Below are 10,549 nucleotides of genomic sequence, written 5' to 3'. Positions count from 1 at the left end.
AACATATCTGGCGTTGACTTTTGGCACGCTGTTGAGTTCTCAAGGAACGGACGCTTCCTTCGTACTCACCCTCTCGGGCTTTCCTCCGGGCGCTTCCCTTCGGTGTTTCCGACTCTATCAGATCTTTCCGATCCGATTTCCTCGGTGCCTTTCCAGGTTCCCGCTTTCGCGTTTCCCTTTCCGGCGCTTCCGACTTTATCAGGAGTTTCAGGCCGGACTGACCAGCCGTCGTTTTCCGATTCATCGGGAGGAGCTTCTTCGAAATCACGATTTCAAGAAGCGGAGCAGATGCTCACGGTCACCGGTCTGGAGTCAGAGCCCCTGTCCAGGCAACTGTTTGAATCTACCTCCCCGCAGGCTCCGTGTCAACGGCTCCCGTGGGGCGAAGAGGAGACTAGCAGCTGAACAGTGCGGTTCGCACATCAGGCGGCCGTCGGCACGCTCGCGCTGCGCTCGGTTGCCGCTAGGTCCCCCGTCTCGCCGGCCCGTGCCGCGCGGCGGCCCAGGACAAAGACGTAGGCCAGGAAGGCCAGCTCTGCCAGGACACCGATGGTGATGCGGGCCCAGGTGGGCAGATCCGAAGGGGTGACGAAGCCTTCGATCGCACCAGAGATGAACAGGACGAGGGCCAGACCGATCGCCATCGCCAGTGCTGCCCGGCCCTCCTCCGCGAGGGCGCTGCGACGCGTCCGGGGCCCCGGATCGATGAGGGTCCAGCCGAGGCGCAGGCCGGTTCCGGCGGCGACGAAGACCGCGGTCAGTTCCAGGAGACCGTGGGGCAGGACGAGGCCGAGGAAGGTGTCGAGCCGGCCGGCGGAGGACATCAGGCCGAATCCGACGCCCAGGTTGAGCATGTTCTGGAAGAGGATCCAGATGACGGGCAGGCCGAGGAAGACGCCGAGGATCAGGCACAGGGCGGCGGCCCAGGCGTTGTTCGTCCAGACCTGGGCGGCGAAGGAGGCCGCCGGGTGACTGGAGTAGTACGTCTCGTACTGGCCCCCGGGGCGGGTCAGCTCGCGCAGTTCGCTGGGCGCCGCGATGGAGGCCTGGACCTCCGGGTGGGTGCCGATCCACCAGCCGAGGAGGGCCGCCACGGCCGTGGACAGCAGAGCCGTGGGCACCCACCAGTGGCGTGAGCGGTAGACGGCAGCCGGGAAGCTGTGGGTGAGGAAGCGGGTGACGTCCCGCCATGAGGCGCGGCGGGTGCCTGTGACGGCGCTACGCGCGCGTGCCACCAGTTGGCTGAGCCGGCCGGTCAGCTGGGGGTCGGGGGCGGCTGACTGGATCAGCGAGAGGTGCGTGGCGGTGCGCTGGTACAGGGAGACGAGTTCGTCGGCCTCCGCGCCGTTGAGGCGGCGCTGGCGACGGAGCAGGGCGTCGAGGCGGTCCCACTCCGCGCGGTGGGCGGAGACGAAGACGTCCAGGTCCATCTGTGTGCCTGCTCCTCGGCTTGCTCGCAGTCGATCGATACGGTCGGCCGGGCCTCGGATGATCGATGATCTGCTTGATCGGGTGGTCGCACTGCGGTGCGATGAGTCATCAGCTTGGCAGACTGGCCGTGTTCGGGGCAGTAGAGGGGAAGGGCGGCGGGCGTGAGTGAGCTGGTGACGGGCGAGGCGGTGGCGTTGGAACTGCGCCCCGCGAGGCTGCCCAGCAGGGCGCTGGCCGTCCTGCTCGATCTGGCGGCCGCCATGGCCGTCTACATAGCGGTGACGCTCGCGCTGGTGGCGGCCACGGCTTCGTTGGACCAGGCCGCCCAGACGGCGATAACCATCGCGGTGTTCGTCCTTGTGCTGGTGGGCGGGCCGATCGCGGTCGAGACGCTGAGTCATGGCCGGTCGCTCGGGAAACTGGCGTGCGGGCTGCGGGTCGTACGAGACGACGGCGGGCCGATTCGTTTCCGGCACGCGCTGGTGCGGGGCCTGATCGGTGTGATCGAGATTCTGATGACGCTCGGCGTCGTGGCGTGCATCGCCTCGCTGGTGTCGGCGCGGGGGCGGCGGCTCGGGGATGTGTTCGCGGGGACGCTCGTCGTACGTGAGCGGATGCCGGCGGCGCAGATGGGTGCCGTTCCGCCGCCTCCGCCGTGGCTGTCCGGGCGGTTCTCGGGGCTGGACCTGTCGGCGGTGCCGGACGGTCTGTGGCTCGCCGTCCGGCAGTACCTGACGCGGATGCAGCAGCTCGACCCGCAGGTCGGCTGGTCGATGGCGGAGCGGCTGGCGGCGGACGTTGCGGAGCGTACGGGGACGCCGGTGCCGCAGGGGGTGCCGCCGGCGGCGTATCTGGCGGCGGTGGTACAGGAGCGGCAGGCGCGGGAGGCGCGACGGGCCTTCGGGGGCGCGGCGAACGGGGTGGGCGGTGGCAGCGGTGCCGCCCGCGTGGCCGGGGGCCATTCCTCTCCCGTTCATCCCCCTGCGGCCGCGGCGCCTCCGGTGCCGTCCGTGCCGCCTGCTTCGGAGGTGCCCGCCGTGCCGTCCGAGGCGCCCCGGCGGGAGCCGTCGGACGAACGCCCCTCGACGGGGTTCGTCCCGCCGGCGTGAGGGTCTGAACCCGGGGTTCAGTCGAAGACCGACGGGGGCGATTCGAGGTCTTCCAGTTCGATGCCCGGGGCCGCGAGGACCACGTCTCCGGCGATGTGCACGGTGTGCTGTTCGCCGGTGTCCAGGGCTGTGACCTGGTATTCGTCCACGATCAGAGGGGCGTTGTCAGTGGCGTGTGCTTCTCTTTTCATCAGCGCCCAGGACTGGTCCACGGTGCGCGGGGCGAGGACCGGGTCCGTGAAGGCGACGAGGCGTACTCGGGTGGCTGACGAGGAGGGGGTGAGGCGCAGAAGACGGGCGGTGGCGACGAGGAACGCGGGTGACGAGCCGGTGAAGGCGTGGGCGCGCACATTGCCTTCGGTGGCGTGGGTTCCCGTGGGGTCCGTGCGGACCCAGGTGACGCCGTCGAGGGCGGCGCCGCGGACCTGCCAGCTCGCGGTGTGGAGTTCGAGGCGGATGGGGCGGCCGAGTTCGTCGAGGGCGAGGTCGACGGAGCCCAGGTGATCGCCGGACGGGGCGGTGAGCTGGGAGACGTAGCGCCAGCCGGAGGGGCCGGGGGCGCAGTGGAAGTGCTCTTCTGCGAGGGGGGTGTGATCGTGCGGATCGTGGAGCGAATAACGGCCGCGGGGCATGGAGGTCCTGGGTTGTGACGGGCTGAGCCGGTCGCTGGTCCGCCAATGGGGCAGGCCCCCGGCACGGGGGTGCGGGGGCCTGCCTCGGAGGACCTGCTGCTGAGGAGCGCGTCAGTGCACGGACGCGCTCACAGCGGGCGGGGCTGCGGACTCAGTAGCGGTAGTGGTCCGGCTTGTACGGGCCCTCGACCTTCACGCCGATGTACTCGGCCTGCTCGGGGCGGAGCGTCGTGAGCTTCACGCCGAGGGCGTCGAGGTGGAGACGGGCGACCTTCTCGTCGAGGTGCTTGGGCAGCACGTAGACGCCGGTCGGGTACTCGTCGGGCTTGGTGAACAGCTCGATCTGGGCCAGGGTCTGGTCCGCGAAGGAGTTGGACATCACGAACGACGGGTGACCGGTGGCGTTGCCCAGGTTCAGCAGGCGGCCCTCGGACAGCACGATGATCACCTTGCCGTCGGGGAACGTCCAGGTGTGGACCTGCGGCTTGATCTCGTCCTTGACGATGCCGGGGACCTTGGCGAGACCGGCCATGTCGATCTCGTTGTCGAAGTGGCCGATGTTGCCCACGATCGCCTGGTGCTTCATCTTGGCCATGTCGGAGGCCATGATGATGTCCTTGTTGCCGGTCGTGGTGATGAAGATGTCGGCCGTCTCGACGACCTCGTCCAGCGTGGTGACCTGGTAGCCGTCCATCGCGGCCTGCAGGGCGCAGATCGGGTCGATCTCGGTGACGATCACACGGGCGCCCTGGCCGCGCAGGGACTCCGCGCAGCCCTTGCCCACGTCGCCGTAGCCGCACACGACGGCGGTCTTGCCGCCGATCAGGGTGTCGGTGGCGCGGTTGATGCCGTCGATCAGGGAGTGGCGGCAGCCGTACTTGTTGTCGAACTTCGACTTGGTGACGGCGTCGTTGACGTTGATCGCCGGGAACAGGAGGGTGCCCTCACGCTGCATCTCGTACAGGCGGTGGACGCCGGTCGTGGTCTCCTCGGTGACGCCGCGGATCTCGGAGGAGAGCTGGGTCCACTTCTGTGGGTTCTCGCCCAGGGTGCGGGTGAGCAGTTCGAGGATGACGCGGTGCTCGTCGGACTCGGCGGTGTCGGGCGAGGGGACCTTGCCGTCCTTCTCGTACTCGACGCCCTTGTGGACGAGGAGGGTGGCGTCACCGCCGTCGTCGAGGATCATGTTCGGGCCGCCGGTGGGGCTGTCCGGCCAGGTCAGGGCCTGCTCGGTGCACCACCAGTACTCCTCGAGGGTCTCGCCCTTCCAGGCGAAGACCGGGACGCCCTGCGGGTTGTCGGGCGTGCCGTTCGGGCCGACGGCGATGGCGGCCGCGGCGTGGTCCTGGGTGGAGAAGATGTTGCAGGACGCCCAGCGGACCTGCGCGCCGAGGGCGACCAGGGTCTCGATGAGGACGGCGGTCTGCACGGTCATGTGCAGGGAGCCGGTGATGCGGGCGCCGGCGAGGGGCTGGGCCTCGGCGTACTCCTTGCGGATCGCCATCAGGCCCGGCATCTCGTGCTCGGCGAGGGTGATCTCCTTGCGGCCGAAGGCGGCCAGGGAGAGGTCGGCGACCTTGAAGTCCTGTCGGTTGTCGACAGTCGTCATTGCGAGCTGCTCCTCGGGGTTGGGGCGAGGTGGGTACGGCTGGTCTGCGCGGCGGCGGACACAGGGGTGCCCGAAAGAGGACACAGGCATGCCCGCGTGCGCGCAGCGCAGTCCGTCGGAGGCCCTCTCTCCCTCGGTCGGCCGCAGGGGGCCGCCCGACCGCCATCAGCAGCGACGTCTGGCTCCGTCCCAAGCTACACCGGAGCCCCCGGCGATCCCCAGTCCGCCCGCGAACACATCCGGCCGATCTGGCGGACAGGCGCCTCTACCGCGGTTCTCCGACCGGCCAGAGGCCGACCGGTAAAAGAAGGGCCCGCCGCGTGAGCGGCAGGCCCCCTGGGCCGGTGGCGTCAGTGGCCGGCGGTGTCCGGGGTCGGGCCGCCCGGGGTGGCTTCGGGGTCGGGGCCCTTGGCGGCCTCGGTCTCGCTGTAGATGTCCGGCTCGAGGTAGATGACGCGGGCGATCGGGACGGCCGCGCGGATGCGGGCCTCGGCGGCGTCGATGGCGGCGGCGATCTCGGTTGCCGTGTTGTCGTGGCGGACGGCGATCTTGGCGGCGACCAGGAGCTCCTCCGGGCCCAGGTGGAGAGTGCGCATGTGGATGATGCGGGTCACGGTCGCGTCGTCCACGACGGCGGCCTCGATCTTCGCGGTCTCCTCGGCGCCCGCGGACTCGCCGAGCAGCAGGGACTTGGTCTCCGCGGCGAGGACGAGGGCGATCAGGATGAGCAGGACGCCGATGCAGAGGGTGCCGATGCCGTCCCAGACGCTGTCGCCGGTGAGCAGGGCGAGGCCGACACCGCCGAGGGCGAGGATCAGACCGAGGAGGGCGCCGAGGTCCTCCAGGAGGACGACGGGCAGCTCGGGGGCCTTGGCGTGGCGGACGAACTCCTTCCAGGAGCGCTTGCCGCGCAGGACGTTGGACTCCTTGATGGCGGTGCGGAAGGAGAAGGTCTCGGCGATGATCGCGAAGACGAGGACGCCGACCGGCCAGTACCAGTGCTCGATCTCGTGCGGGTGCTTGATCTTCTCGTAGCCCTCGTAGAGGGCGAACATGCCACCGACCGAGAACAGGACGATGGAGACGAGGAAGGCGTAGATGTAGCGCTCGCGGCCGTAGCCGAAGGGGTGCTGCGGGGTGGCCTCGCGCTTGGCCTTCTTCCCGCCGACCAGGAGCAGCGCCTGGTTGCCGGAGTCGGCGACCGAGTGCACGGACTCGGCGAGCATCGACGAGGAGCCGCTGAAGAGGAACGCCACGAACTTCGCTACCGCGATCGCGAGGTTGGCGGCGAGTGCCGCCACGATCGCCTTGGTGCCGCCTGACGCGCTCATGTGTCCGCGTTGTCCCTTCGTACGCCGTTTTCCCGGGCCCGGGCGTGTGCCTGTGTACGCCCGGGACTTTGCCCGTCCTTTGACGGTGGGCCATTGTTGCAGCCCGCCGCCGTACCGGTGCGTCAGGTCCGGATCAGCCGGCGATCAGGCGACGACGGTGGCCCTGAAGAGAGTTCCGGTGCCGGACACTTCCGTTTTTTCGCCCGCGGGGACGAACACGGATTCGCCCGGGGCCAGTTCGTGCTCGCCCGCCCGGACCGAACCGGCGGTGCAGAGGAGGATCTGGGGCGTGGCCCGGCTCAGGTCGTGGGTGGCGCCGCCCGCGGGGAGGACGTAGCGGGAGAGGCGGAACTCGTCGATGGGGGTGTCGTAGACCTCCTCGCCGTCGGGTGTGGCCTCCGGGCGCAGCACGCCGGGGTCGCCGGCCTCGAAGCGGACGATGCGCAGGAGTTCGGGGACGTCGACGTGCTTGGGGGTGAGGCCGCAGCGCAGGACGTTGTCCGAGTTGGCCATGATCTCGACGCCGAGGCCGCTGAGGTAGGCGTGCGGGACGCCGGCGCCGAGGTAGAGGGCCTCGCCGGGCTGGAGCCGGACGTGGTTGAGGAGCATCGCGGCGATGACGCCGGGGTCGCCCGGGTAGTGGTGGGCGATGTCGGCGTAGGGGGCGTAGGCGCCGCCGAGGCGGTCGCAGGCGGCGGCCGCCTCCGTGACCGTGTGGGCCATCTCCTCACGGTCGGCGGTGAGGATCGCGGTGAGGACCTCGCGCAGGGCCGCGTCCTCGGGGTGGGCGTGCAGCAGGTCGACGTACGGCTTGAGGGAGTCGATGCCGAGGCCGTCGAGGAGGTCGGCGGAGCGCAGCGGGTCGCGGAAGCCGCACAGGCCGTCGAACTCGGTGAGCGCGCAGATCAGTTCGGGCTTGTGGTTGGCGTCCTTGTAGTTGCGGTGGGGCGCGTCCACGGGGATGCCGCGGCGCTCCTCGTCCTCGTAGCCCTGCCGGGCCTGGTCGAGGTCGGGGTGGACCTGGAGGGAGAGGGGGGCGCCGGCGGCGAGGAGTTTGAGGAGGAAGGGCAGACGCGGGCCGAACTTGGCGACGGCGGCCGGGCCGAGTTCCTGCTCGGGGGCGGCGTCGATGACCTTGGCGAGGGTGCCCCGGCCGGTGCGGGAGGGGGCGCCGGGGTGGGCGCCCATCCACATCTCCGCCTGCGGTTCGCCGGTCGGTTCGGTGCCGAGGAGCTGCGGGATGGCGGTGGTGGAACCCCAGGCGTAGGGGCGGATGGTGTTGGCGAGGCGGTCCATGGGGTTCTCTGGGTTCCTTCTGCGGTTCTCGTGCCCGCCTCCCGAGACGGGACGTGACGCGGACGGGAGGGGTTCAGGGTGTCCCGGGCATGATCAGGTGCGCGAGGCGAGCGCCAGGTAAACGGCGGCGAAATCCGTGATGGCGATCAGTTCGGCGAGGGTCTCCAGTTCGCCGCCCGCCTCGGGCTCCAGTTCGCTGATCGGCGTGTCGTGGCTGAGTGCCAGGTCGCGGGCGGCCGGGGCGGCGGTGAGGCTGCCGATGGGGCGGTCGCGGAGCAGCACCACGCGCGCGTGCAGGGCGGGCGGCTCCTCGACGCGGTCGCGGAAGAAGTCCTCCGGGTCGGCGCCGGCGGCGAGCGGGCCGGCGAGCAGGGCGCTGTGCGCGGCGAGTGCCTCGGGGAGTTCGGCGACGACGGCGGGGGTGCCGGAGAGTTCGGCGAGCGCGGCGGCGAAGCGGCGGCCGGCCGGGCCTGCGGAGGTGCCCTCGGTCCACACGATGGGCAGCGCGTCGGCGAGTTCGGCGGCCAGGGTCTTGGCGGCGTTGCTGTAGGTGGCGATGGCGGGGCCGCAGCGTTCGGCGATGCGGTCGAGACGGTCGGCGACCTTCTCCAGGGCGTCCGGCGGCGCGGCGAGCAGACCGGTGCGGTCCAGCAGCGCCAGCAGCGGGGTGAGCAGTGCCCACAGCACGCCCGGGGCGGACGCCGCGAGCGGTTCCTCCTGGTCGTAGGGGGCGGTCGCCATGGGGACGAACAGGCCGTGGGAGCCGTTCACCGAGTCCGCGAGCGGGGTGCCGGCGGGGGCCACGGCGACGACCGTGCAGCCGCGGCGGTAGGCCTGTTCGGCGAGCAGCGACAGACCGGGTTCGGTGCCGTCCGGGGTGGCGATCAGCAGCAGGTCGACGGAGCCCGCCCAGCCCGGGAGTTCCCAGCGCAGGGCGCCCGCGGCGGGGGCGACGCCGGTGGGCGCGAGGCGGGTGACGGGGCTGCCGGCGCCCGCGAGGGTGCCGAGGAGGTCGGCGGTCTGGGTGGCGGCGGCACCGGGGCCCGCGATCAGGACCGCGCGAGGCCGGCCGTCGGGTTTGAGCTCCTGGATGCCGGCCTCGACGGCGTGCCGTGCGGCGGTGCGGACCCGGGCGCCTGCTTCGGCGGCGCCGCGGAGCAGACCGCGGTGATCGGCCTGGGCGAGGCCCTCCGGTGAGTCGAGCAGCGTTTCGTCGAGCATGGGCGGCATGTCTCCGATCGGCGGGGCGTCGGTTCGCGGGGCGGCGGGTCGCTGGTGCGCCGGGTCGCCGGATCGGCGGTTACGCCGGGCGTCGGGCCTCGTCGACGAGGAGGACGGGGATGCCGTCACGCACCGGGTATGCCAGGCCGCAGTCCTGGCCGGTGCAGATCAGCTCGGCGTCCTGCTCCTTGAGGGGGGCGTGGCAGGCCGGGCAGGCGAGGATCTCCAGGAGGCCGGCTTCGAGCGGCATGGGGGTTCCCTTCGGGATGCGGTCGGACCGGTGTGCGGTGTGGCTGCGTGATGCTGTTGGGCGGTGCGGATGTGCCTGGTCAGCGTACCGCCGGTGGGGGTGCGTGGTCCGCCGGACGGCGGACCGCTACCCCCTGATGATGGCCAGCGCCTCGTCACGGATTCTCGCCATCGTCGCCTCGTCGCGTGCCTCGGCGTTCAGGCGCAGGAGCGGCTCCGTGTTCGAGGGGCGGACGTTGAACCACCAGTCGGCGGCGGTGACCGTGAGGCCGTCCAGTTCGTCGAGGGTGACGCCCTCGCGGCCCTCGTAGGCCGCCCGGATCGCGGCGAGGCGGGCGGCCTGGTCGTCGACGGTGGAGTTGATCTCGCCGGAGCCCGCGTAGCGGTCGTACTCCGCGACGAGGGCGGAGAGCGTGCCGTCCTGGCCGCCGAGGGCGGCGAGGACGTGCAGGGCGGCCAGCATGCCCGTGTCGGCGTTCCAGAAGTCGCGGAAGTAGTAGTGCGCGGAGTGCTCGCCGCCGAAGATCGCGCCGGTGGTGGCCATCTCGGCCTTGATGAACGAGTGGCCGACGCGGGTACGGACCGGGGTGCCGCCGTTCTCCTTCACGACCTCCGGGACCGACCAGGACGTGATCAGATTGTGGATGATCGTGCCCTTGCCGCCGTTGCGCGCGAGCTCCCGCGAGGCGACCAGGGCGGTGATCGCCGACGGGGAGACCGGCTCGCCGCGCTCGTCCACGACGAAGCAGCGGTCGGCGTCGCCGTCGAAGGCGAGGCCGAGGTCGGCGCCCTCCTCCCGGACCCGCTTGCGCAGGTCGACCAGGTTGGCCGGGTCGAGGGGGTTGGCCTCGTGGTTGGGGAAGGTGCCGTCGAGCTCGAAGTACATCGGGACGAGCGTGAGCGGCAGGCCGGCGAAGACGGTGGGCACGGTGTGGCCGCCCATGCCGTTGCCGGCGTCGACGACGACCTTCAGGGGGCGGACGGAGGTCAGGTCGACCAGGGAGCGCAGGTGGGCGGCGTAATCGGTCAACGTGTCGCGGCGGGTGATCGTTCCCGACGTGGCGGCGGGGGCCGGTGCGCCGGACTCGCTCCATTGCTCGACGAGTTCGCGGATCTCCGCGAGGCCCGTGTCCTGGCCGACCGGGGCCGCGCCGGCGCGGCACAGCTTGATGCCGTTGTACTGCGCCGGGTTGTGCGAGGCGGTGAACATCGCGCCCGGCAGGTTCAGCGCGCCCGAGGCGTAGTACAGCTGGTCCGTGGAGCACAGGCCGATCTCGGTGACGTCGGCGCCCTGGGCCGCGGCGCCGCGTGCGAAGGCGGCGGACAGGGGCGGGGACGAGGGGCGCATGTCGTGGCCGGTGACGATCGCGCTCGCGCCGGTGACCCGTACGAAGGCGGCGCCGAAGAGTTCGGCGAGGGACTCGTCCCACTGGTCGGGGACGACTCCGCGTACGTCGTACGCCTTCACGATCCGCGAGAGATCAGCAGCCACGGCCAGCCCTTCCGAAGTCCTGTCGGTCACCACAAACTACCGGCCGGGTGTGACACACCGTGCGGGGTGGGCACCGTGCGAAAACGGTCCGGCAGGTCGGTGGCCCGTCAGTTGTCCGGGGAGCGGAGCACACGGAGGTGGCCGCGGCGGGCGACCTCCATGGGGTCGGCCCCGCGTCC

General features: G+C 71.2%; 9 protein-coding genes and 1 pseudogene. 1 reads left to right on the top strand and 9 read right to left on the bottom strand.

Translation table 11 applies throughout. The features are described 5' to 3' along the window. Positions 1–422 precede the first annotated feature (422 nt). Positions 423–1,430 (bottom strand): stage II sporulation protein M, encoded by a 1,008-nt coding sequence (locus tag N4P33_RS27065; protein WP_260829407.1) that lies wholly within the window; start codon positions 1,428–1,430, stop codon positions 423–425. Positions 1,431–1,592: 162 nt separating this feature from the next. On the opposite strand from N4P33_RS27065, the gene N4P33_RS27060 reads away from it, so the two are divergent. Beyond that, positions 1,593–2,540, top strand: a complete 948-nt coding sequence (locus tag N4P33_RS27060; RefSeq protein ID WP_260829406.1) for an RDD family protein — start codon at positions 1,593–1,595, stop codon at positions 2,538–2,540. A gap of 17 nt (positions 2,541–2,557) precedes the next feature. On the opposite strand, the gene N4P33_RS27055 is transcribed toward N4P33_RS27060, so the two are convergent. The 8 genes and pseudogenes from N4P33_RS27055 to N4P33_RS27020 all read right to left on the bottom strand — a co-directional run. After that, a complete protein-coding gene (locus N4P33_RS27055) occupies positions 2,558–3,172 on the bottom strand; it encodes a hypothetical protein (RefSeq protein WP_260829405.1) in 615 nt (204 codons plus the stop codon). 151 nt (positions 3,173–3,323) lie between these two features. Further along, entirely contained in the window at positions 3,324–4,781 is a 1,458-nt protein-coding gene (gene ahcY / locus N4P33_RS27050; protein WP_260829404.1) for an adenosylhomocysteinase, read from the bottom strand. Positions 4,782–5,131: 350 nt separating this feature from the next. Continuing rightward, positions 5,132–6,112, bottom strand: a complete 981-nt coding sequence (locus N4P33_RS27045; protein WP_260829403.1) for a cation diffusion facilitator family transporter — start codon at positions 6,110–6,112, stop codon at positions 5,132–5,134. 144 nt (positions 6,113–6,256) lie between these two features. After that, complete coding sequence (gene manA / locus N4P33_RS27040; RefSeq protein ID WP_260829402.1) at positions 6,257–7,408, bottom strand: mannose-6-phosphate isomerase, class I; 1,152 nt, start codon at positions 7,406–7,408, stop codon at positions 6,257–6,259. 93 nt (positions 7,409–7,501) lie between these two features. Further along, complete coding sequence (locus N4P33_RS27035) at positions 7,502–8,629, bottom strand: SIS domain-containing protein (protein ID WP_260829401.1); 1,128 nt, start codon at positions 8,627–8,629, stop codon at positions 7,502–7,504. Positions 8,630–8,708: 79 nt separating this feature from the next. Beyond that, on the bottom strand, positions 8,709–8,879 hold the full coding sequence (locus tag N4P33_RS27030) for a Trm112 family protein (RefSeq protein ID WP_020940431.1): 171 nt from the start codon (positions 8,877–8,879) through the stop codon (positions 8,709–8,711). 126 nt (positions 8,880–9,005) lie between these two features. Then, positions 9,006–10,370, bottom strand: a complete 1,365-nt coding sequence (locus N4P33_RS27025) for a phosphomannomutase/phosphoglucomutase (protein ID WP_260829400.1) — start codon at positions 10,368–10,370, stop codon at positions 9,006–9,008. Positions 10,371–10,477: 107 nt separating this feature from the next. Beyond that, positions 10,478–10,549 (bottom strand): annotated as a pseudogene (locus N4P33_RS27020) (DUF3499 domain-containing protein); the annotation flags it as partial.

The organism is Streptomyces sp. 15-116A, from assembly GCF_025290915.1.
Taxonomy (GTDB): domain Bacteria; phylum Actinomycetota; class Actinomycetes; order Streptomycetales; family Streptomycetaceae; genus Streptomyces.
The sequence above is the reverse complement of the archived record's forward strand: the minus strand, read 5'-3'. Positions and strand labels throughout refer to the sequence as shown.